The 22,403-nt window shown below is 53.1% G+C and carries 17 protein-coding genes; 9 read left to right on the top strand and 8 right to left on the bottom strand.

The genetic code is table 11. The features are described 5' to 3' along the window. The first annotated feature begins 75 nt into the window (after positions 1 to 75). Both BM258_RS10040 and aspS read left to right on the top strand, forming a co-directional pair. On the top strand, positions 76 to 576 hold the full coding sequence (locus tag BM258_RS10040; protein ID WP_139229252.1) for a GNAT family N-acetyltransferase: 501 nt from the start codon (positions 76 to 78) through the stop codon (positions 574 to 576). A gap of 285 nt (positions 577 to 861) precedes the next feature. Next, positions 862 to 2,643 (top strand): aspartate--tRNA ligase, encoded by a 1,782-nt coding sequence (gene aspS / locus BM258_RS10035; RefSeq protein WP_090071708.1) that lies wholly within the window; start codon positions 862 to 864, stop codon positions 2,641 to 2,643. Between the two features lie 94 nt (positions 2,644 to 2,737). Here aspS and BM258_RS10030 read toward each other — a convergent pair whose 3' ends face one another. Further along, a complete protein-coding gene (locus BM258_RS10030; RefSeq protein ID WP_090071706.1) occupies positions 2,738 to 4,894 on the bottom strand; it encodes a hypothetical protein in 2,157 nt (718 codons plus the stop codon). 395 nt (positions 4,895 to 5,289) lie between these two features. Here BM258_RS10030 and BM258_RS10025 point away from each other — a divergent pair, with 395 nt between their 5' ends. Then, on the top strand, positions 5,290 to 6,873 hold the full coding sequence (locus tag BM258_RS10025; RefSeq protein ID WP_175528025.1) for an EAL domain-containing protein: 1,584 nt from the start codon (positions 5,290 to 5,292) through the stop codon (positions 6,871 to 6,873). Between the two features lie 191 nt (positions 6,874 to 7,064). Further along, on the top strand, positions 7,065 to 8,681 hold the full coding sequence (locus BM258_RS10020) for an EAL domain-containing protein (RefSeq protein WP_175528024.1): 1,617 nt from the start codon (positions 7,065 to 7,067) through the stop codon (positions 8,679 to 8,681). Positions 8,682 to 8,734: 53 nt separating this feature from the next. On the opposite strand, the gene BM258_RS10015 is transcribed toward BM258_RS10020, so the two are convergent. Beyond that, positions 8,735 to 10,222: an AMP nucleosidase gene (locus BM258_RS10015; protein WP_090071700.1), complete on the bottom strand. Its 1,488-nt coding sequence runs from the start codon at positions 10,220 to 10,222 to the stop codon at positions 8,735 to 8,737. A 302-nt stretch (positions 10,223 to 10,524) separates the two neighbouring features. On the opposite strand from BM258_RS10015, the gene BM258_RS10010 reads away from it, so the two are divergent. Then, entirely contained in the window at positions 10,525 to 10,866 is a 342-nt protein-coding gene (locus tag BM258_RS10010) for a hypothetical protein (RefSeq protein WP_139229251.1), read from the top strand. Positions 10,867 to 10,959: 93 nt separating this feature from the next. Further along, entirely contained in the window at positions 10,960 to 11,583 is a 624-nt protein-coding gene (locus BM258_RS10005) for a LysE family translocator (protein WP_090071696.1), read from the top strand. A 105-nt stretch (positions 11,584 to 11,688) separates the two neighbouring features. Here BM258_RS10005 and BM258_RS10000 read toward each other — a convergent pair whose 3' ends face one another. Beyond that, on the bottom strand, positions 11,689 to 15,411 hold the full coding sequence (locus BM258_RS10000; protein WP_090071694.1) for a vitamin B12-dependent ribonucleotide reductase: 3,723 nt from the start codon (positions 15,409 to 15,411) through the stop codon (positions 11,689 to 11,691). Positions 15,412 to 16,091: 680 nt separating this feature from the next. On the opposite strand from BM258_RS10000, the gene BM258_RS09995 reads away from it, so the two are divergent. The 3 genes from BM258_RS09995 to BM258_RS09985 all read left to right on the top strand — a co-directional run bounded on the left by BM258_RS09995 (position 16,092) and on the right by BM258_RS09985 (position 18,070). After that, the gene (locus tag BM258_RS09995; RefSeq protein ID WP_175528023.1) at positions 16,092 to 16,844 is read left to right on the top strand and encodes a response regulator; all 753 of its coding nucleotides are present in this window, start codon (positions 16,092 to 16,094) and stop codon (positions 16,842 to 16,844) included. Positions 16,845 to 16,954: 110 nt separating this feature from the next. Then, on the top strand, positions 16,955 to 17,371 hold the full coding sequence (locus BM258_RS09990) for an NADH:ubiquinone oxidoreductase subunit NDUFA12 (protein WP_090071690.1): 417 nt from the start codon (positions 16,955 to 16,957) through the stop codon (positions 17,369 to 17,371). Positions 17,372 to 17,683: 312 nt separating this feature from the next. Then, positions 17,684 to 18,070 (top strand): DUF2155 domain-containing protein, encoded by a 387-nt coding sequence (locus tag BM258_RS09985; RefSeq protein WP_090072196.1) that lies wholly within the window; start codon positions 17,684 to 17,686, stop codon positions 18,068 to 18,070. 58 nt (positions 18,071 to 18,128) lie between these two features. Here the strand turns inward: BM258_RS09985 and aat are convergent, their stop codons facing one another. From aat to BM258_RS09960, 5 genes are all read right to left on the bottom strand, one after another. Continuing rightward, positions 18,129 to 18,770: a leucyl/phenylalanyl-tRNA--protein transferase gene (gene aat, locus BM258_RS09980; RefSeq protein WP_090071688.1), complete on the bottom strand. Its 642-nt coding sequence runs from the start codon at positions 18,768 to 18,770 to the stop codon at positions 18,129 to 18,131. A gap of 124 nt (positions 18,771 to 18,894) precedes the next feature. After that, on the bottom strand, positions 18,895 to 20,235 hold the full coding sequence (gene accC, locus BM258_RS09975; protein WP_090071686.1) for an acetyl-CoA carboxylase biotin carboxylase subunit: 1,341 nt from the start codon (positions 20,233 to 20,235) through the stop codon (positions 18,895 to 18,897). A gap of 21 nt (positions 20,236 to 20,256) precedes the next feature. After that, entirely contained in the window at positions 20,257 to 20,733 is a 477-nt protein-coding gene (gene accB, locus BM258_RS09970; protein ID WP_090071684.1) for an acetyl-CoA carboxylase biotin carboxyl carrier protein, read from the bottom strand. Positions 20,734 to 20,804: 71 nt separating this feature from the next. Further along, positions 20,805 to 21,248, bottom strand: a complete 444-nt coding sequence (gene aroQ, locus BM258_RS09965) for a type II 3-dehydroquinate dehydratase (protein WP_090071682.1) — start codon at positions 21,246 to 21,248, stop codon at positions 20,805 to 20,807. A 311-nt stretch (positions 21,249 to 21,559) separates the two neighbouring features. Then, entirely contained in the window at positions 21,560 to 22,351 is a 792-nt protein-coding gene (locus tag BM258_RS09960) for a DsbA family protein (protein ID WP_175528022.1), read from the bottom strand. Positions 22,352 to 22,403 lie beyond the last annotated feature (52 nt).

Raw genomic sequence — 22,403 nt, 5'->3', positions numbered from 1 at the left:
CTTTTCCATGATTTAATTTTTGGGGACGATTGGTCATCGTCTTTTTCCGAAACAGCCTCTTTGTCGGATTGCATCATGGAAATAAGAAAAGAAACGGCCGCGGATTTCGACGCGATCATGAATGTAACACTGGCCGCAGCCAGACAGCATCAGCTTGGAAAGCAGAATGGCTATTTCACGTTGAATGAATTGCGCAAGTCTGGTCTATTAACCCTGTCGCTCGTTGCCGAGGTTGATGGGACTATCGTTGGTCATGTCGCTTTTTGTCCGGTGCGTGTGTCCGGGGGCGATAAAGGTTGGTATGCGCTGGGGCCGGTTTCGGTTCTGCCTGAGTGCCTCAGCCAGGGGATCCGCAAGGCTTTGATTGCGGAAGGACTGGAGATGCTCCGGCAGATGCATGGCAAGGGCGTCGCACTTGTCGGGGATCCCGACTATTTCAAACCGCTCGGCTTTATGAATGCGCCTGAGATGGCCAGCGTGAAGGATATGGCTGACGAGTTCCTGATCATGTCTTTCGATAACCGGATGCCCTATGGGCGGATGGAGTTTCCTGAAGGTTTTTTTGCCGCTCGATAGGAGGCTTTTGGCCAGACTTTGGCCAGACTGGAGCAAACCCCCAAGCTTTTTTCGAAAAAGCCATCGGTTTTGGGCTGTTTGGCTTGACACCTTGCGCGCAGAGATGCAGGGTCCGGCCAGATTTTTAACATAGGGCGTAGGTTCTGCGCCCTTTTTGCGTTGAAACCGAGAGAATTGCGCTTTATGAAAGGCGGGACGATTTATCGGTTGAAGTTTCAATTCGAGATGTGAGCTTTGCCATTTGATGCAAATCGCAGGCGCCATCTCAAGCATCAGGGTTTATTCATGCATCCTTATCGCAGCCATACCTGTGGCGATCTCAGAGAGAGCCATGTGGGCGAAACCGTTCGCTTGTCCGGTTGGGTACACCGTGTCCGTGACCATGGCGGTCTTCTTTTCATCGATTTGCGCGACCAGTATGGTCTGACCCAGGTCGTGGCCGATCCGGATTCCCCAGCCTTCACCGACGCTGAAAAAGTGCGCGGTGAATGGTGTATTCGTATCGAAGGCGAGGTCAAAGCCCGCTCTGAAGACACGATCAATGACCAGCTGCCGACCGGCCAGATTGAGATTTTTATCTCCAAGCTGGATGTTCTTGGTGCTTCCAAAGAGCTGCCGATGCCGGTCTTTGGTGAGCCGGATTATCCCGAAGATACACGTCTCAAATTCCGCTTCCTGGATTTGCGCCGTGAAACCTTGCACGCGAACATCCTGAAGCGCTCTGCCATCATCGCTTCTGCGCGTCGTCGCATGAACGAAATCGGATTCAACGAATTCCAGACCCCGATCCTGACGGCTTCTTCGCCGGAAGGCGCGCGTGACTTCCTTGTTCCTTCGCGCATCCATCCGGGCAAATTCTACGCATTGCCGCAGGCTCCGCAGCAGTTCAAACAGCTTCTGATGATGTCCGGTTTCGACAAATATTTCCAGATCGCTCCTTGCTTCCGCGATGAAGATCCGCGTGCAGACCGTCTGCCGGGTGAATTCTATCAGCTCGATATGGAAATGAGCTTTGTTGAACAGGAAGACGTGATCACCACGATGGAACCGGTCATTCGCGGCCTGTTCGAAGAATTCGCCGAGGGCAAGCCTGTTACGCAGGACTTCCCACGCATTCCTTACAAGGAAGCGCTGCGCAAATATGGCTCTGATAAGCCTGACCTGCGTATTCCGATCGTTATGGAAGAGGTTTCCGACCACTTCCGCGGCTCCGGCTTCAAGATCTTTGCGCGCATGCTCGAAGACAGCACCAACGAAGTTTGGGGCATTCCGGCCAAAACCGGTGGTGCTCGTACCTTCTGTGACCGCATGAACAGCTGGGCGCAGGGCGAAGGCCAGGCTGGCCTTGGTTATATCTTCTGGCGCAAGGGCGAAGACGGATCTCTGGAAGGGGCAGGGCCTCTTGCCAAGAATATCGGTCCGGATCGCACTGAAGCCATCCGCACCCAGCTTGGTCTGGATGCCGGGGATGCCTGCTTCTTTGTTGCCGGTGATCCGAAGAAATTCTACGACTTTGCCGGTCGCGCCCGTAACCGTGTGGGCGAAGAACTGGATCTCATTGATCGCGACCGCTACGACCTGTGCTGGATCGTTGACTTCCCGATGTATGAGTGGAACGAAGACGAAGAGAAAGTGGACTTCTGCCACAACCCGTTCTCCATGCCGAAAGGTGCGTTGGAAGGGCTGGAAAACACGGATCCGCTCGAACTGGACGCTTATCAGTATGACATCGTCTGCAACGGCTATGAAATCGGCTCTGGTGCCATTCGTAACCACCAGACCGAAGTCATGAAGAAGGCTTTCGAGATTGCCGGTTACAGCGAAGAAGTTCTGCAGGAACGCTTCGGTGGCATGTATCGTGCCTTCCAGTATGGCGCTCCTCCGCATGGCGGCATGGCTGCCGGTATGGACCGCATCATCATGCTGCTCTGTGGTACGCCGAACCTGCGTGAGATCTCCCTGTTCCCTATGAACCAGCAGGCTGAAGATCTTATGATGGGCGCTCCAAGCGACCCGACCAATCAGCAGCTTCGCGAGTTGCATCTGCGACTTAATCTTCCAGAATAAGAAACCTCTGGAATCTTCTGATTTACAAAGAAAAGGCGGCTTTTAAAGCCGCCTTTTCTATTTCTGTATTCTGCACTGATGAACGAAGATGCCGTTAATTGTCGTTGGCGATCACGCCAATGGCCAGCAGATATGGAATCTGCTGCGGTGCGGTGGCCGCGACACCCAAAAGCTGAGCAACTGGCACTGGATTGGATGGGTTGAGGCTTACCATCAGGCTTTGCGGATCTTTCAGGAACATGTCGACTTCTTTCACTACGGAGTCGTAAAAAGCCGCCTCCGTGAAGCCGCTCAACACAGCACGAAGCTGCATCGATGCCATTTCGCGTGTCTGGTCCGGCCCCATGCCCATGGTAACGCCTGCCAATTTGATCAAATCATCCAGTCCGCCCAGATCCTTGAGCGTCAGGGATGCAGGAAGCACTGAGGCGGTTGCCATGGCTGCTTGCGCCGTTTCCGGGTTCTCGAGATAATCACGCATGATGCCGCCTGCGCCAAGAGAGCCGGAAAGGGAGACGATATTCGGCAATTCCAACTTGATCGGGCTGATTTGGAAGGTCTGGCTTTCATCGTCCCACGTCATGGCCAGCTCTTCATTGATCGTCACGCTATCAAGTCCGAGCTGATCAAGAAGGACTCCGGCAAGGGGATGCTGCAGCATGGACTTGGCAATCGTGAGATTGTCGATCTTTGTGGTGACTTCTGCCGGAATAGCCAATCCTATCCGGTCATAATGCAGATTTACCTCATTGGCCGAGAGCGCGTTACCCTTGCTGTCTTCATAGGCGAGGTCTTTAAGGGCAAGGGTGAGTGCATTCGGGCCAAGCTTGACAGCTTCGCTACCCTGCGGTGGGTTGCCCTTCATGGAATTGAATATTGCCTGCTTGATCAGTTGGTAATCGGCAAATTCAAGATCCTCAATGGCGAGACGGCCAAGTTTGAAGCTCATTGCGGGTGGTCCGGCATAGGTCATTCCGGAAATGGACGATTCCTCAATGCCATAGCTGCTGAAACCTGCCTGCCGGATCGATTCGAAGCCAAGCGTGGCTTTCTGGCCAAGGTAAGGGCCACTGGGAAGCGTGATGCTTGCCTCAGTCTTGCCAATTTCCGTAAGGCCCATGGCGAAGCTTCTGGCCAGGTCAAAACCGGATTCAATTAATGCCTGCTGGTCCTCTTCGGACAAGTCATCCGGATTGAGATCTTCGGCAATCATTTTGTCGAGGAGTGGCACCAGATAGGTAGCCGGCTGTTTGACTGTGATGTCTGACTGGCTGGCCGGGCCGATCTTTATTTCAGCGAGATTCGGGACAGATACGTTGATACCCGCCATTTCGCTCTTTTCCAGAACGGACTTGGTACCTTCGATAGGGGCCGCGTTGGGGTCGATGACGCTCAACAGAGCGCCGATGTCATAGCCTTCGTAACGGGTCTTGTTGATGGTGTAGGTGACTTGGGCTGGGTTGCCCTGAGCCAGATCTGATTCTGGGGGGAAACTGTTCTTGCTATCGAAGACCATGTCAGTTTTCTGATAGGCAACTTCATAGCTGCCGATCCTGCCATTTTTGACATCCGATACCTGCATTGGCCCCGTTTCTGTGGTCTGCACAGCGTCCTGATAGGCATCCACATATTGCTTGGCGATCATCCCTTCGACGGAAGTGTTTTCATATCGCGTCTGCATGAGTAGCGGGCGGATATAGTCCATCACGCTGCCGATCGGCCGCGATGGAGCAAGCTTGAACTCGCCAAGGAAGGGGGAATAGGCCGCTGTTATGGTGCTTTTGCCCGTGGTTTCCAGCTTCAGGTGAGTGTCGTCAGCTGTTCCCGGAGCATCAATATCGAATGAGCCAGTCATTGTATCAATGGTCATGCTGTCATAGGCATAACCGGCCTCTTCAAGACGAAGTCCGGTGTAGACAGCGGTCGGCAAAGCAATCTTGAGGGCGATTTTCAGCTCGCTTTTGCTCTTGCCCTCTTTTGATATGCCATCAGCCGCCGTGTCGTCGCTTTCCTCGCTGAAGGTGCGCTTTGTAGGAACTGGCAGGGAAAAGTCGGTCTTGAAGACAAGATTTTGAACGGTCAGGCTATCCGTTGCCTCGTTATAATGAACGGAACCGTTTGTTGCTGTCAGCAATCCGGACTGATTCATGTCTTTGAAAATCGCGTCCCAAGCTGTTTCCGCATCGCTTTGGGCATGCACCAGAGCGGTGGAGACAAGAAGGAAGCCGAGGGTAAGACTTGTACGTTTCATAGAAAGTGAGCCTCATTTACAAGAAGAAGATCTGCGAAAATGATTGATAACAAATGCTCGGAAACAAATGTTTGTGCAGGTTTTTTACGGTCTTGGCATGGTTTGACGCATGCCGCATTGCTCCTGTCGATGGATAAGGGAGTCGGTTACGAAATGTCTAGGATCGATTCTAGCATCCCTTGAGTTTCAACGCTTCTATTTTGAGAATGTGTTGGACTAATGTCGCCCAGATTTCATAACGGCAATTTACGCAACACTATCGCGCTTTGATTATGGTTAATCCTCTGTTAGCCGCAGCGGATTATTCTCTTGCCAGAGAAGGGAAGTGCGCCTTGAAGAATCGGTTTCGGTCCATAATTTTGCTATTTCTTGGCGTGGTCCTGGGAATTTTCCCGGTGTTTGCCGCCCATATAGCCATGCGCGACTATCTGATGGGCCGGGGGGAGCGTTTCCTGGATCAGACAGCGCAGCGTACGCTGGTGCGGGCCGAGACCTTTGTTCAAGAAGCCATCGATGTTTTCTCTGCTTTGCCTCATTTCCGCGTTCCCGTTTGCGACAATGCGCTTCAGGAGCGTTTCCGCGGAATGATGCTGCGTCACTCGGTGCTGCATGATGTCGGGCTTATTTATAATGGTGAGTATATGTACTGCTCTTCTATCAAGGAGAGCACCAGCTTCCAGCCTACGTCATCGCAGGTGATCGGCGCAGTTGATCATTTGAGCTACCGGGCGGTGCGCGATAGTTTGACAGGCAAGGAAGGTTTGCTTGTTCAATGGCATATCACTGAGTTTGTTTCGATTGGCGGGTTCATTCTTGTGGAGAATTTCGTTCCGCAGGGCATGCAGACGGATTATGTCGATTTCTACCGCATTTCGATGAAGCTGAAAAATAACGAGACTATCACCGAAAGCACGCCGGTTAGTCGACTGCGCCAAAGGGCGCCCTTCTATTCGTTCGAGCCTGATCCGAATTGGGTCAAGGATCTGATCACCCACGAGGTCAATTCTTCGCGCTATCCGCTAACGGTCTCTGTTGCTCTGCCTTTTTCGGCAGTGTGGGATTCCTTTGGCGGCGTGATGCGGGTCGTTGATGGTCTTGGTATTCTGACCGGTGCGTTGATCATGTTCTTCTTTGTCCGGATGGGGCTGCGCAAGCCGGATCCGTATGTCAGTCTGGAGCAGGCGATCAAGCGTAAGGAATTTGTGCCCTACTATCAGCCCATTCTTGATATCCAGAGCGGCAGGCTGGCTGGCTGTGAGGTTCTTGTCAGATGGCGCAAGCCGGATGGGACGATCCTTTCTCCCGGCCATTTTATCGATGTGGCTGAAGCCTCGGGCCTGGCCCTGCCGATGACCGCGCTGCTGATGGAGCAGGTGGCTGAAGATCTCTCCGAGAGCTACGCCAAGCATCCGAACCTGAAGGTTGCGATCAATCTGTTCAATAAGCATTTTGAGGATCTGGCCATCGTGCGCGAAGTAGAGCAGGTCTTTGGCAATTCTGGCGTGCGGTTTGAACAGCTCGTTCTGGAAGTGACCGAGCGGTTGCCGTTGGAAAATCTGGACCGGGCGCGGGCCATCATTGCAAGGTTGCAGGAACTTGGCATTCGGGTGGCGCTTGATGATGCCGGTACAGGCCATGGTGGTTTCGCCTATCTGCAAAAGCTGGGCATGGATATCATCAAGATCGACAAACTGTTTGTGGATACCATCACGGCAGAGACTGAAACCGTTCCGATCATCGATTCTCTCAGTCAGATGGCCAAGGGCATGGATATGGTCGTCGTTGCTGAAGGCGTAGAGACCGATGAGCAGCTTGACTATCTGCGGCGCTCGGGGATCGACGAAGCACAAGGTTTTCTCTTCTCTCCGGCTCTGCCGGCTTCTGCCTATCTGCAGTTGGTCGGTGCGTTGGGTGGAAAAAACCAGAAGAAGAAACAAATTCCAGCTGCCAACAAGGACAATGTGAAAACCGTCTCCTGATGTGCTGAGCCGGATCGAGGTGTGTATTTGTGCTCGGATATCTCCTAGGTAATAGATACTGCAGCAGCTGCTCGGAAGGCGCGAAATCGGCGTTTCCGCTGCGTGTCGATGTTTCTTGGTATGTTTCCAAAAATCAACTGAATTTTCACTGATTTATGCTCAAATTAGCGCAATTGTTTGGGCGAGGCTCTATGATCAGAAATGCCAAGAAAATTGCGGGATACTCGTTACTGGCGACGGTAAGCGCAGGCTTGCTGACCATCGGCATGCAATTTGCCATGCGTTGGCAGGTTGAAAAAGAGATCAAGGAAGACCTGCAAATCTCGGCAGATGTCATGCTGGAACGGGCGAGCGATGCCGCTCAAACTGCAATCAATGTCCTGAATAATCTGGCGCAATCTCCAGGCCTGTCCTGCACGACGGACCATCGTTATCGCTATAGTGACGCGGCTCGCTCTACTGCCTGGATCGACACCATTGGTCTGGTGGATCGCAATGGCAATCTGGTCTGCACAGATCTGGGCCAGTCGGCCCGCCAAACCGGTTTGTTGCCTGCCTATCAGGTCGGTGACAAGGCTGTTACCTTGTCTCTATCGGCCGGTGCCGGGCAATTTGATATGCCATCCTTGCTGGTTGTGCGCCATGTTGCCAATGGTCGCCGTCTGGTGGCGCGTGTTCCGGGTGAACTGGTCCGCATCGACCCGGTGCGCAATGATTTGCGGCGGTTCCGTTATGCTATGCTCTCCATGGGAAGCGGTACACATTGGTTCATTCTCGAACCGGAAACAGCTGGCGGCGAGATCATTGATCGGGTGTCTGTGCATTCCGATGTGTTGCCCTTTGAAGTGCAGATGTCTATTACCGAGGCCGCGATTGATGTTGTGACGGCTGATGAGCGAGAGTTCATCAATCTACTGGGCCTTTTTTTCGGCCTGATCATGGTTGGTATCGGATGGTATTTTGGCCGCTATAGGCCCTCCGATGGAGACATCATTCTAGATGCGCTCGATAATGGCGAAATCGTGCCCTATATGCAGCCGATTATTGATCTTGATAGCGGCGCTATCACCGGATGCGAAGTGCTTGCCCGTTGGCTCAAGCCTGACGGAAGCGTTGTGCCGCCCCATGAATTCATTCCGTTGGCCCAGAATTACCGGCTCACGCGCGAGGTAACTTGCCGGATCATGCAGGATAGTTGTCGGCTACTGGATCCGGTCGTGCGTGAGGGGCAGGTCTTCAAGGTTGCGCTCAACTTGTTTTCCCATCAGATGATCGACGATTCCATCGTAGCCGATATTGAAGATGTGTTTAAGGATAGCAAGCTGGGCTTTAAGAATCTGATTTTCGAGATTTCTGATCGGGTGCCGATCCAGGAAATGGATCTGGCCAAAGATGTCATCAGTCAGATTCGGGCCCTGGGCGCTGAAATTGCACTGGATGATGTGGGGTCAGGCCATAGCGGGCTTTATAACCTGTCTTCTATCAGCGTGGATATTCTGAAGCTGGACAAGCTGCTGGTTGATGCGTTGGATGGGGGCTTTGCTGGTCCCGAATTGGTTCAGGGGCTGATTTCGTTGGCTGAGAATCTGAATATTGGCGTCATCGCTGAAGGGGTGGAGACCGAAGAGCAGGTTATCCAGTTGCGTAAAATGGGCGTCTCGGCTGCGCAGGGATATCTCTTTGCACCGCCTTTGCCAGCAGCTTCCTTCTGTAAGTTGATGAAGGTTGCGCGCAAGCGCCAGACCGCCAGCGAAGTGATCCCCGATATGGAAGAAGCAACGGAAACCGGGGCAGAAGAGGCCGCATAATGCGGCGCCTCTTCTTGTGCTCTTTCTAACCTGTATTCTGTCTTACTTGCGGCCTATTGGAAGGCCGTCTCGGCAAAGCTGCGCAGCTTACGAGAATGAAGCCGCTCGATTGGCATGCCTCTTAACGTTTCCATCGCCTTGATACCGATCTTGAGATGTTGGCGCACCTGCTGGGTGTAGAAGTCGCTGGCCATGCCGGGCAGTTTCAATTCCCCATGCAAGGGCTTGTCTGACACACAGAGCAAAGTGCCGTAGGGCACACGGAAGCGGAAACCGTTCGCTGCGATGGCCGCTGATTCCATATCAAGACCAATGGCGCGGGATTGAGACAGGCGCTCCACCGGTTCCTTATGGTCGCGCAATTCCCAGTTCCGGTTGTCTATGGAGGCGACGGTGCCTGTTCGCATGATGCGCTTGAGCTCGTAATTCTTGAGACCCGTAATGTCTGCGACCGCATCTTCCAATGCTACCTGAATTTCCGCGAGTGCCGGAATGGGAACCCAAGTGGGCAAGTCGGCATCCAGAACGTGATCTTCTCGGACATATCCGTGAGCGAGAACATAGTCACCCAGACGCTGTGTGTTGCGCAGGCCGGCGCAGTGGCCCAGCATGAGCCATGCGTGGGGGCGCAGGACGGCGATGTGGTCCGTAATGGTTTTCGCATTGGACGGGCCGACGCCGATATTGACCAGCGTAATGCCGTTCTGATCTTTGCGCTTGAGGTGATAAGCAGGCATTTGTGGTAGGCGTGGCGGTGCTTCGCCCTCAACAGGTTCGGTTGCACCCGAAGGGGTAACCTGATTGCCGACTTCGACAAATTCCACATAGTCCTCGGAGCCATTTGCCATCTGTTCTCTGGCCCAGTTCACAAACTCGTCGATATAGAACTGGTAGTTGGTGAACAGGATGAAGTTCTGGAAATGCTCCGGTTTCGTGGCGGTGTAATGGGCCAGTCGATGCAGAGAATAGTCGATGCGCGGGCCGGTGAAGGGCGCCAGCGGGACGACTTCATCGGGGCCATAATGCTGCGTTCCGTTGACGATTGCATCATCGGTGATGGCCAGATCAGGCACATCGAAGACGTCGCGCAAGGGGCGAGACCATGTTTCGGGCAGGGCGCCTTCCACATTCATGCCATTTGGCCAGGCAAAGTGAATGGGGATCGGGGTCATGGAAGGCCCCACTTCAATGGCGACGTTATGATTGGACAAAAGCAGTTCAATCTGCTGCTTGAGATAGTGGCTGAACAGATCCGGACGGGAGATGGTGGTGGAATAAGTGCCCGGACCAGGGACATGGCCAAATGACAGGCGGGAGTCAATCTGGGCATGGGTATCTGTCGTCATGCGGATTTCAGGATAGGTCGCACGATACCGCCCGGTCGAAGGCACATCATTTTGTGCGACGCGGGTGAAAGCATCTCTGAGGAATTCAGTATGAACTTGATAAATATCCAGTAGTCGCTGAATGGCGGCTTCTGCATCACGAAATGTTTCATGGCTGAAGCGATCCGGAGCGATCGTGGAAAAGGCTGTCTTCATTTATTCATTCTCCTTTTCCTCTGGCCTTTTCAGGTGTTTTGACAAAAAGGTCAAGCGGAAATGTTTTATCGGCAACAATGTCGGCTTTGGTGTTGCAATTATGTGTGCACCCTTGCGCATTCAAGAGCGACTAAAGATTGTGCTGATCTTTTAACTTCTTTGAGTGTAGTATTAATATTTTAAATGATGGTCTTTTTCGAAATTTTTACAAAAGTGGTTTATATTATTTTTGGAGAAAGATGTATTAAATCAGAATTCTGCATCATTTCAAATAAAATTGCCGTGCCGAAAGGGATGTTCTTATGAGAAGAAACTTTTTGTTCGCCGGTATCAGGGCTATTTTTGCTTATACCGTTTTGGTGTTTCCTTTGAGCGTGCCTGTATGGGCTGCTTGTCTAGAAAATGGAGCCGATCAAACACTCTATATACTTTTGAAGAGCAAGAGTGGGCAGATTGAGCGCAATCTGCCGGTTGGTGATGTGATCTGTCTGAATGTCAGCGAGAATACCGAGGTGAATGCCAACATCCAGCCTTTTGGCGGGGCGCGCTTTGGCTGCCGGTTTGAGTTTTATGGCAAGGGCAGCTATCTCATCACGCATTTTCAGACGATCGATAATTGCCAATTCAAGGATATCGGCAAATGATACGCTTTTAAAACTGCGTAATCTATAGGATTGGCAAAACACATTTAGGTGGTATGCTACCGGCCAGCTTCATCAAACAGATTGCCGAGTGCCATGACTATTGAATTTCTTCTCACTTCGCTTTTCATCGTGATCACGCCTGGGACGGGCATGATCTTTACGCTCGTTGTGACCTTGCGTAGAGGCCTGCGTATGGGTTTGATGGCGGCGTTGGGTGGTACGCTCTCGATTATCTCTCATATCACCGCAGCGGTGCTCGGGCTTGCCGCCCTGTTGCATGCCAGTGCGATGGCGTTTCAAATGGTCAAATTTGCCGGTGTCGCCTATCTTCTGTTCATGGCCTACAAGATGTTGAAGGATAAGGAACAGTTTGATGCGGATCATCTGGATGATGCGTCCGTGCAGGGACCGTCAGCCTTGGGTATTGTGCGGGACGGGATTCTGCTCAATCTGCTCAACCCGAAACTGTCGATCTTCTTTCTCGCGTTCTTGCCGCAGTTCATCGATGTGAACACGGCCAGTCCGATGCTTGATATGGTGGAATTGGGGAGCATCTTTATGGTGATGACGCTTCTTGTTTTCGCCCTCGTTGGTGTTGCGGCTGCGTCTGTGCGGGACAAGCTTCTGTCTCGTCCGGCTGTTATGGCGTGGTTGAAGCGTGGCTTTGCCGCGACCTTTGTGGCGCTTGGTGCGAAGCTTGCTCTTACCCAACGCTGATAAGGCTTTGCTCCCTTTCGCATGAATTGAAAAAGCCCCGCTCGATGTGAGCGGGGCTTTTCTTGTTCCTATGTTGGGGGCTTGGCACCCAATGGCTGACTGTGATCAGGAGCAGCCGCTCGTTGCACCACACGTGTCGCATTTCAGGCAGGTGCCGTTACGCACCATGGTGAAATTGCCACATTCAGAGCAGTTTTCACCTTCGTAGCCTTTCATGCGCGCCAAAGCGATCTGGTCGGCCTTGCTTTCGGTTTTGCCAACAGCCGGTGTTGCAGCAGGTTGAACCTGACTTTCCGACTTCAGCATGGTTGCCGTGTTAGATGGCATCGCTGTCTTGGTTGCCGGGGTTGCTGCATGACTGTGATCATGATCGTGATCATGGTCATGACTGTGGTGATGGGCGTGCTCTTCCTGGAGACGTGCATATTCTTTGCCATCCACGAGTTTGAAGCGCTCGGCTTTACCACGCAGCAGACCTTTTGAAATCGGCACCGGAACTTTGCCTTCAGCGCTGCCTTTGCCTGTCGAGGTCGTGGCGATGTCATCCGGATTGACGTGAGCCAGATCGTGGCGATCCAGATAGGACACGGCCAACTCGCGGAAGACATAGTCAAGAATGGACGTGGCGTTCTTGATGGCTTCGTTGCCCTGCACCATGCCAGCCGGTTCAAACCGGGTAAAGGTGAAGGCGTCGACATATTCATCAAGCGGCACACCATATTGCAGGCCGAGAGAAATGGCGATTGCGAAGTTGTTCATCAAGCTGCGGAACGCGGCGCCTTCCTTGTGCATATCGATGAAGATTTCGCCGATCTGACCATCGTCATATTCGCCTGTCCGCAGGTAGACCTTATGGCCACCAACAGTTGCCTTCTGGGTGTAGCCCTTACGGCGATCAGGCAGTTTGAGACGTTCGCGCACGCGGTGCTCGACAACCCGTTCAACCACACGTTCGACAACCTTCTCGGACACCAGAGCCGCTCGTTCCGGCATTGGTGCAGCAGCAATTGCTTCGACAGCATCTTCTGCCTCGTCTTCATCGTCGTCCAACAGCTGGCTGTTGAGCGGCTGGGACAGTTTGGAACCATCGCGATACAGGGCGTTGGCTTTCAGCGCCAGCTGCCAGGACATCATGTAGGCGTTCTTGCAATCCTCGACCGATGCATCATTGGGCATGTTGATCGTCTTGGAGATCGCGCCGGTGATGAAGGGCTGGGACGCAGCCATCATTTTGATGTGGCTTTCCACCGAGAGATAACGCTTGCCGATGCGGCCGCATGGGTTGGCGCAATCAAAGACCGGAAGATGCTCGTCCTTCAGGTGCGGAGCGCCTTCAAGGGTCATGGCACCACAGACATGAATGTTGGCAACGTCGATTTCTTCCTTGCTGAAGCCCATGTGGGCCAGCAGATCGAAATGCGGATCTTCAAGCTGTTCGTCACTCGCGCCAAGCACTTCCTTGCAGAAGTCTTCGCCAAGGGTCCACTTGTTGAAGGCAAACTTGATGTCGAATGCGCTGGCAAGACCACCTTCGATGGTTTCCAGCTTCTCGTCTGTAAGGCCTTTGTCCTTCAGAGCATTGTGGCTGATGGCGTTGCAGCTTTTCAGCGTTCCATGACCAACCGCATAGGTTTCGATATCCTTGATCTGCTGGTCGTTATAGCCAAGCTTTTTCAGGGCATTAGGAACGGTACGGTTGATGATCTTGAAATAGCCGCCACCAGCGAGTTTCTTGAATTTAACCAGAGCGAAGTCTGGCTCGATGCCGGTGGTGTCGCAGTCCATGACAAGGCCGATGGTGCCGGTTGGGGCAACCACGGTGGTCTGTGCGTTGCGATAGCCATATTGCTGGCCGAGTTCGAGGGCCTTGTCCCATGCTTCGACAGCATGATTGATCAGGGTCTTGTCCTTGCAGCTTTCATGGTCAAGCGGCACCGGATTGATGTCGAGATCCTCATAGCCATCGGTGTGGCCATAGGCGGCACGGCGATGGTTGCGGATGACACGCAACATGTGGGACGCGTTGGCTTCATAGCGCTCGAAAGCACCCAGTTCCTTGGCCATTTCTGCCGAGGTTGCGTAAGACGTACCGGTCATGAGAGCGGAGATGGCGGCACAGATGGCGCGGCCTTCGTCGCTGTCATAAGGGATGCCGGAGGTCATCAGCAGGCCGCCGATGTTGGCATAGCCCAGACCCAAGGTGCGATAGAGATAGGACCGCTCTGCGATTTCCGGAGACGGGAACTGAGCCATCAGAACCGAGATTTCCAGAACCATGGTCCACAGACGTACCGTATGCTCGAACTCCTCGACAGCGAAGTTGCCATCCTGCTGCTGGAACTGCAGAAGGTTGATGGAAGCCAGGTTACATGCCGTATTGTCAAGGAACATATATTCCGAGCAGGGGTTGGAGGCGATGATTTCGCCATCAGCTAGGCATGTGTGCCAGTCGTTGATCGTGGTGTGGAACTGCAGGCCCGGATCGGCAGAAGCCCATGCGGCATAACCGATCTGTTCCCAAAGCTCTTTTGCTTTAACGGTTTTGCGAACGTCGCCCTTGATGCGGCCGATAAGGTTCCAGTCGCGGTCTTCCTTCACTGCGTTGAGGAAATCGTCGGTGATGCGAACGGAGTTGTTCGAGTTTTGGCCAGCCACCGTGAGATACGCTGCGCTATCCCAATCGGTGTTGTAGGTATCAAACTCGATATCCTTGTAGCCCTGTTTGGCAAACTGGATGACGCGACGGATATAGTTCTCCGGTACCTGCATCTTCTTGGCAGCGCGGATTTCGCGCTTGAGAGCAGGGTTCTTTGCCGGGTCAAAGCATTCATCGTTGGAGCCCTGGCAATTGACGCAGGCCTTCATGATGGCTTTGAGATGCTTGGAAACGATCTTGGAGCCGGTAACGATCGCGGCGACCTTTTCCTCTTCCTTGACCTTCCAGTTGATGTAGGCCTCGATATCCGGATGGTCGATGTCGACCACAACCATCTTGGCCGCACGGCGCGTGGTGCCGCCTGACTTGATGGCGCCAGCGGCGCGGTCGCCGATTTTCAGGAAGGACATCAGGCCAGAGCTTTTGCCGCCACCGGAAAGGGGTTCCCCTTCGGAGCGCAAAGAGGAGAAGTTGGTGCCGGTACCGGAGCCATATTTGAACAGGCGTGCTTCACGCACCCACAGATCCATGATGCCGCCTTCGTTGACCAGATCATCAGAGATGGACTGGATGAAGCAGGCGTGTGGCTGCGGATGTTCATAGGCGGTTGCGGAGCGGGTCAGGCGGCCGGTTTCAAAGTCGACATAATGGTGACCCTGGCTCGGGCCATCGATACCATAGGCCCAATGCAGACCGGTGTTGAACCATTGCGGGGAGTTCGGTGCGACGCGCTGGGTGCAGAGCATGTAGCGCAGTTCGTCATAAAAGGCGCGGGCGTCGGCGTCGGTGTCAAAATAGCCACCTTTCCAGCCCCAATAGGTCCATGTGCCAGCGAGACGGTCAAAAACCTGCTGGGAGGACATTTCCGGGCCGAAGCGTTCGTCTTCAGGCAGCTGGCTCAGCGCTTCTTCGTCCGGGACGGAGCGCCACAGCCAGGAGGGAACGGAATTTTCTTCAATGCGTTTCAGCGCAGCTGGTATGCCTGCCTTCCGGAAATATTTCTGAGCAAGAATATCTGCGGCCACCTGAGACCAGCTTGTTGGTACATCGATATTCTCGAGACGAAATACGATTGACCCGTCCGGGTTGCGGATTTCACTCGTAGCCTTACGAAACTCGATGGAATCGTATGCTGATTTTCCTTCAGTGGTATAGCGCCGCTCTACACGCATTATAAATCCCCTTGGCAAAGGTATTGCTGACTTTCAATTGGCGTCAGCAGGCTGAATGGGTCAGTCAATCGGGTTTCCTGGCCTCGGAAAGAGCCGATCTTCTGTGAAATTCTGAATCTGTGTCACAAGCGAATCGTGGCACAATGGCTTCGTTTTGATGACACCAGTAGATTCTCATAAGGTTAACAAAATCTATATATGGTGTCTATGTTATGTTGGCGAGCCTATATCTTGTGCTTCTTGCTTTTTTCCCCCTGTTTTAAGCGCATAAAAATCCCCAACCCGAACCTTTCAACAAACACAGAGTTACCCACTGGCCGTTTCGATTTCGAGCTTGGTTATTTTCAATGATGCTGGAACAGGAAGTCTGGAGCACAAGTCCAGAGACGCCGCTGTCTTGACGGTTCGGATTATGGATTCTTGCGATGATGAACGCAAGAAGGACTATTCCTTGTGGGTCGTGTTTTTCTGTCAATCTATATGTAGTGTTTTTTGTGGTCCGATCAGGAATGGGAAAAATCTGCGCCTTGGATGGTGGAGCAGTGGGGAAATTAACTTTCTTAGGCGCTGAAACAAATCTGTTAAAATTGAAATCAAATTCACCGCCGCTTTTTGAACGTGAATTAATCGCTCTGTGGCATCCTGTCCTTCAACCTCAGGAAAAGGTGCGAGAAAACAGAATGTTGGATGGATTTCTGGAACATCATGCGGCTTACGGGCTTAGTATCGAATCGCTCGATATTGTTATTGTCGACGACTCCAAGTCTGTGCTGACAATGATTCGATCAATGATTTCTTCGATGAAGGTCGCTCGGGTCCGCACCTATGATCGGGCCGATGTTGCACTGCATGCCATCATGCATGAACCGCCCAATGTCATTGTCACCGACCTCAACATGGCCCCCATGTCTGGTATGCAGTTGCTCAGCCTTATCCGCAACGCAACGATGAAGCCACTATGCTACATTCCGGTGATCGTGGTGACTGCCCATGCGACAGAGCAGCGTGTGGCCAAACTGTTTGAAACCGGGGCGCATCATGTTCTGGCCAAGCCCATGTCGTCTGCTGCGATTCAGCAAAGGATCGCGTCCCTATGTAGCGACAAACGACTGATGCTCCTTGATGGGGATCGCTATGTGATCGATGGCATGGAAGAGGTGCTTGAGGAAAAGCGCAACAGATTGCGCTCTCTTGCCAAGGCGCGCCAGTTCCATGAACAGACCTTGCCGCAGGCCAGACGGAGCCAGCGCGATGTTGACCGCATTCTGCATAAAGCCGACGAAGAGGAAGAATTTATTGATGCACAGGCCAAGCCGTCTCTCTGGAGCGGTCGTGGCTCTGGTCGGTCCCACAAAGAAGGTGATGCTGCATCTACCTCGTCGCGACCATCGAGATCTCCACGCTTTGCCAGCGTTGGCGGCCGACGGCGGTAGCTGGCGGGCAGGGCAATCCATTCGTCGGATTTTTCCTTGCCGTCTCTGGACATCCGCGAAAATATGTAGTCATAGTGTCCCTGTTCGAACTGCATAAATAACGGGTCGTCATGAAAAACTTTCTGCTTCTTCTGTTCACATGGTGGGGTAAAACGACGTTCGGAACCTGGTTGCACACCAAAAGGTTCGGAGTTTTCGTTGGCCAGGACACTTTCGGCAACAAATATTACAAGCAGAATGTCTCCAGAAACAAAAGCTATACGGGCAATCGCAAGGGCGAACGCCGCTGGGTGGTTTATGCCAATCCTGCGGAGGCGAGTGCTATTCCGGCTGGTTGGCATGGCTGGATGCATTACCGTACCGATGTGCCACCCAGCGAGCAGGCTATTCAGCACTGGTCTTGGGAGCGTGCGCATCAGCCTAACATGACCGGCACCGGGAAGGCCTATCGGCCGAAGGGATCTCTTCTGGCAGCCAAAACTGAGAAATCCGATAGCGCGCCGGACTATGAAGCATGGGCGCCCTAAGCCGGCTTAGCCCATTCCTCAATGCTGTCTGAATAGGGCGAGACATAAAGAATCGCCTTTTCTGTCCAAAAGCATGCCTTCCAGTCACAATCCTGCCTCGTATCTCCGCCACAAGGGTGTATGGCGGTTCAATGGACTTCTGCCGCCAAGCCGGGGGTATCGGCAAATCAGCCTTGCCTTTTGCCCTAAAAGAGGGCTAGGAACGGGGTGGTCTTGGCGCTTCGTTTGGCTAAGCTGATACAGGGCCGCCGATTGTCGGAGTTTTGAATGAATATTATGCAGGGCCGCAAAGGGGGCTGGATCATGAGAAGAATGGTGATTGCTTCTCTGTTCTTATTGGGTTGCTTGATGAGCTTGCAGGTCAAGGCAGAAGAGGTTTCCAATCCGGTTGCCACTTTCGCTGGTCTGGACAAGATCACCGCCCGGATGATCCAGTTTGATGTCTATATCAATGAGACAGTGCAGTTCGGTTCCCTGCAGGTAACCCCACGGGTTTGCTATACGCGTCCGGAAACGGAGCGGCAGGAGGAAACCGCATTTGTCGAGGTGGACGAGATTACGCTTGAGCGCAAAGTGCGGCGGATCTTCACCGGCTGGATGTTTGCCTCCAGTCCCGGCATGAATGCTGTCGAGCATCCGGTTTATGATGTCTGGCTGGTTGGTTGCAAGCAGTCCACAGAAGTGCCTTCACCCAATTGATATGGCAACCATCCATTGATCCGGTGGGTGTAAACAGTCTTCTTTTCAAGTCAGTGCGTTATGCTTCGTCTTCGGTCTCCTTGTCGAGGGCATAGAAGTCGGCGCGGGTATGCATGGCATGGTCCAGCAGTGCGTGATATTCTTCCTTGGGTATCTCGATGGTGCCGAACTGCTTAAGATGGTCGGTGATGAACTGCGTATCCAACAGCGTGAAGCCCCCTGCGTTGAGCCGTTCAACCAGATGGATCAGCGCCATCTTGGATGTATCCCGCTCGCGTGAGAACATGCTCTCGCCAAAAAATGCCCGCCCCAAGCTGACGCCATAAAGGCCACCTACGAGCCGCTCTCCATCCCACACTTCCACCGAGTGGCAGTGCCCCATGTCAAACAGCTCCCTATAGAGCATGTGGATTTGCGGATTGATCCAGGTTGTGGGGCGATCCGGTGCAGCTTCTGCACAAGCATCCATAACACCACCAAAGTCCGTGTCGACGCGAATCTGAAAGGGGGTCGTGCGCATGGTACGGCGCATTCTTTTGGGGATGTGAAAGGCATCCAGTGGGATGATGCCGCGCAGTTCCGGTTCGATCCAGAACATGGAAGGGTCATCGGCGCTTTCCGCCATGGGGAAAATGCCGCAGGCATAGGCCCTGAGAAGAATCTGGGGGGTGATTTCCATGAAGGATGAGTCGTCAGTCATGCTCGGGACTTTACCACAGCTCTCTTTACAGTTTGTGCAATTGTCACCTTTGGAACGCAAAAGACCGCGCCCAATGTGCGCGGTCTTCATAATATTGTGCTGAATGGAAATTCAAGGCAATGCTTTACTTGGAAGCAAGATATTTTTCCAGCCAGTGAATATCATAAGCACCGTTGGCGATGTCGGCATTGTCAACCAGATCGCGGAACAGAGGCAGCGTGGTCTGGATGCCGTCAACGACGAATTCATCCAGAGCGCGCCGCAGGCGCATCATGCATTCCACCCGGTTGCGACCGGTTACGATCAGTTTGCCGATCAGGCTGTCATAGTAGGGCGGAATGGAATAGCCCTGATAGACGCCGGAATCAACGCGCACGCCGAGGCCTCCTGGTGGATGATAATAGGTGATCTTGCCCGGTGAAGGCACGAAGGTCTCCGGGTTCTCGGCATTGATACGGCATTCGATGGCATGGCCCTGGAACTTGATGTCTTCCTGACGGATATCAAGACCGGCACCGCAGGCCACCTTGAGCTGCTCGTTGACAAGGTCAATGCGCGTAATGGATTCGGTGACCGGATGCTCTACCTGCAGGCGGGTGTTCATTTCGATGAAATAGAACTCACCATTCTCATAAAGAAACTCGATCGTACCGGCTCCGGAATAGCCAAGACCCTGCATGGCTTTGGCACAGATATCGCCAATCCGGTTCTGCTGCTCCGAATTCAGAGCAGGGGATTGGGCTTCTTCCCAGACCTTCTGGTGACGGCGCTGCAAAGAGCAATCGCGCTCGCCCAAATGGATGGCGTGGCCCTTGCCATCACCCATGACCTGCACTTCGATGTGGCGCGGCTTTTCGAGATATTTCTCGACATAGACCGTGGAGTCGCCGAAGTTGGCTGCTGCTTCAGAGCGGGCTGTGGTGAAGGCAAGTTCCATCTTGTCTTCGGAGTGCACAACCTGCATGCCCTTGCCACCACCGCCTGATGCGGCCTTGATCAGCACCGGATAGCCCATTTCTGCGGCAACGCGCTTGGCGTCTTCAGCGCTGTCGACCCCGCCTTCAGAGCCGGGAACCACCGGAATGCCGAGGCGTTTTGCGGTTTGCTTGGCTGCGATCTTGTCGCCCATGATGCGGATATGTTCCGCGCTCGGGCCGATAAAGCTGATCTTGTGCTCTTCGAGAATTTGCGCAAAGCGGGCATTCTCGGACAGGAAGCCGTAACCGGGGTGGACCGCGTCGGCGCCGGTGATTTCACAGGCAGCCAGAATTTGCGGGATATTGAGATAGCTGTCACGGGCAGACGGCGGGCCGATGCACACGCTTTCATCTGCCAGTTTGACATGCATTGCTTCGGCATCAGCGGTGGAATGGATGGCCACCGTCTGAATGCCTAGTTCTTTACAGGCTCGCAAGACGCGAAGGGCGATTTCACCCCGGTTTGCGATGAGAACCTTTGAAAACATGGATTTCCCCTACATTCCTGACTATTCAATGATGACCAGCGGCTCGTCGAATTCGACGGGCTGGGCGTCTTCCACCAGAATAGCCGTGATTTTGCCGGCTTTGGTGGCAGGAATCTGGTTCATGGTTTTCATGGCTTCAACGATCATGAGGGTATCGCCCAGGCTGACCTGATCGCCTACGGAGACAAATGGAGCAGAGCCCGGTTCCGGAGAGAGATAGGCAGTACCGACCATCGGTGAACGGACCGCGTTGGCAAGATTGGCGTCAGCTTCAGCACCAGCGGCTGGGGCAGGCGCCAAGGCTCCGGCGGCGGCAGGCGCAGCCAATGGAGCAGCAGCCTGAGGCGCTGCAACGGCCTGCTGCACGACGATCTCACGGGCAACACGAATACGCAAGTCTTCCTGCTCGATCTCAATTTCAGTCAGGTCCTGAGACTTAACCAGCTCCGCCAGTTGACGGATGAAATCAGGATCAAGTTTGCTTTTTTCTTTGGTCATATGTTCGCATTCCGTTGGTTGATTACCAGGCAAGCAACAAGGTTTGGCCTGGAGCACATGGCAGGTTTCCCTTATGCGCTTTCTAGATGATCCACGAGCGCTTCGATCGCCAATACATATCCTTTTGCGTTGAGCCCGCATATGACGCCAAGCGCTGCGGGAGACACATAGGAATGATGACGGAAGGATTCGCGTGCGTGAATGTTGGAGAGATGAACTTCGATAACTGGAAGGCTGACCGCCCGGATCGCATCCTGAAAAGCGACGGATGTATGGGTATAGGCTGCCGGATTGAAAATGATGCCGCGTGCATATTCACGGGCCTCTTGAATCCAGTCAATCAGTTCACCTTCATGATTGCTCTGCCGAAAGACGATCGACCACCCCATGGCAGCAGCCTTTTCCTTGCACATCTCCTCGATGTCTTTCAAGGTGGTGGCGCCGTAGATGCCGGGTTCTCTCAGACCAAGCAAGTTCAAATTGGGGCCGTTGAGAACATAAAGCGTGTTTGTCATTTCGCATTCCGCGCTAGAGACTAGTAATTCGTAACGTTTGCCCTTACCAAATGAAGCCTTTGGATCTGGGCAAGAGGTGGCTCGATGAGGCGGGCGACCTCTAGTGGTTCCTTATAGGCGGTCCCTAGCTCAGTGAAAAGATATGAAAAGGGCGGTAATGCTTTTCATTCCTAGTTATCGTCATGATTTTTGGCAAAAAAGACTATTCTAAGGCAGATTTGCACCTTGGCGGGAAACTGCTGGGGAAATAGGGAAAGGCGCGTATAAGGACGCCTCTCCAAGTCTTTTCTACCCAGCGTGGTTTCGCTCTATCAGCAACTGGTCGAGCCGCAGCTGCGCAAGTTGGCAATTTTGCTTTCAAAGGCTTCCAAAGCAATATAACCCGGGATGACTTCGTCTCCCAAAACATAACCCGGAGTACCATTCAGGTTAAGCGCATCAGCCAGTCTATAAGCATCCATGATCGGCTTGCGGGTGTCTGTGTCTTCATAGAGCTTTTCCAGCTCTTCTCGTGGGATGTCGAGCTTTTCAGCAACGCGCAGTGCGGATTCCTTGTTGGCCGTGCCGCGCATGGTCATCATGGCCTTGTGAAAGTCCCAGTATTTCTCCGGCGCAACTTTGGTAACACCAACGGCGACCAAAGCGGCTTCCTGCGACTGAGGGCCAAGGATTGGCCATTCCTTCAGAACGACGCGAAGGTTTTTGTCAGAATCCATTAGCTCCAACATGCTACCGAAGGCCTGTTTGCAATAGCCGCAGTTGTAATCAAGAAATTCGACAAGGGTCACATCACCCTTGGGGTTGCCCAACACGATCTGATCCTTGGCGTTGAACAGTTCTTCCTGATTTTCCACCAGTGCCTGTTGGGCCAATTTGGCGCGTTCAAGCTCCGCCTGCTTCTGCTTCTCTGCTTCCTGTTGGCTGAGGATGGTGAAGACCTGACGGATGAGGTCAGGGTTTTCGAGAAGATAGTCAGAAATGATGGACTCAATTTCCTGCTTCTGCTCAGTGTTGAATTCAGCTGCGCTGGCCGGCATGGATGCAACTCCCATGAAGGCTATGGCAGCGAACAGAGAGGAAATCTTTGAAAAACTGTGGCGCATGATTAGGCGTCCTTGTGCGTTTCTGTCTTGGTAAGCAAGCATTTTGGTCTGT

The sequence above is a fragment of the Cohaesibacter marisflavi genome (genome assembly GCF_900115225.1).
GTDB classification, from domain to species: domain Bacteria; phylum Pseudomonadota; class Alphaproteobacteria; order Rhizobiales; family Cohaesibacteraceae; genus Cohaesibacter; species Cohaesibacter marisflavi.
The sequence above is the reverse complement of the archived record's forward strand: the minus strand, read 5'-3'. Positions and strand labels throughout refer to the sequence as shown.

Excerpts from the sequence above, each read along its gene's own strand:
- BM258_RS10000 (WP_090071694.1), bottom strand. The coding sequence starts at position 15,411 with ATGCGTGTAGAGCGGCGCTATACCACTGAAGGAAAATCAGCATACGAT.
- BM258_RS09995 (WP_175528023.1), top strand. The coding sequence starts at position 16,092 with ATGTTGGATGGATTTCTGGAACATCATGCGGCTTACGGGCTTAGTATC.
- BM258_RS09960 (WP_175528022.1), bottom strand. The coding sequence starts at position 22,351 with ATGCGCCACAGTTTTTCAAAGATTTCCTCTCTGTTCGCTGCCATAGCC.
- BM258_RS10005 (WP_090071696.1), top strand. The coding sequence starts at position 10,960 with ATGACTATTGAATTTCTTCTCACTTCGCTTTTCATCGTGATCACGCCT.
- BM258_RS09990 (WP_090071690.1), top strand. The coding sequence starts at position 16,955 with ATGAAAAACTTTCTGCTTCTTCTGTTCACATGGTGGGGTAAAACGACG.
- aroQ (WP_090071682.1), bottom strand. The coding sequence starts at position 21,248 with ATGACAAACACGCTTTATGTTCTCAACGGCCCCAATTTGAACTTGCTT.
- aspS (WP_090071708.1), top strand. The coding sequence starts at position 862 with ATGCATCCTTATCGCAGCCATACCTGTGGCGATCTCAGAGAGAGCCAT.
- BM258_RS10030 (WP_090071706.1), bottom strand. The coding sequence starts at position 4,894 with ATGAAACGTACAAGTCTTACCCTCGGCTTCCTTCTTGTCTCCACCGCT.
- BM258_RS10015 (WP_090071700.1), bottom strand. The coding sequence starts at position 10,222 with ATGAAGACAGCCTTTTCCACGATCGCTCCGGATCGCTTCAGCCATGAA.
- BM258_RS10040 (WP_139229252.1), top strand. The coding sequence starts at position 76 with ATGGAAATAAGAAAAGAAACGGCCGCGGATTTCGACGCGATCATGAAT.
- BM258_RS10020 (WP_175528024.1), top strand. The coding sequence starts at position 7,065 with ATGATCAGAAATGCCAAGAAAATTGCGGGATACTCGTTACTGGCGACG.
- aat (WP_090071688.1), bottom strand. The coding sequence starts at position 18,770 with ATGACTGACGACTCATCCTTCATGGAAATCACCCCCCAGATTCTTCTC.
- accB (WP_090071684.1), bottom strand. The coding sequence starts at position 20,733 with ATGACCAAAGAAAAAAGCAAACTTGATCCTGATTTCATCCGTCAACTG.
- BM258_RS09985 (WP_090072196.1), top strand. The coding sequence starts at position 17,684 with ATGGTGATTGCTTCTCTGTTCTTATTGGGTTGCTTGATGAGCTTGCAG.
- BM258_RS10010 (WP_139229251.1), top strand. The coding sequence starts at position 10,525 with ATGAGAAGAAACTTTTTGTTCGCCGGTATCAGGGCTATTTTTGCTTAT.
- accC (WP_090071686.1), bottom strand. The coding sequence starts at position 20,235 with ATGTTTTCAAAGGTTCTCATCGCAAACCGGGGTGAAATCGCCCTTCGC.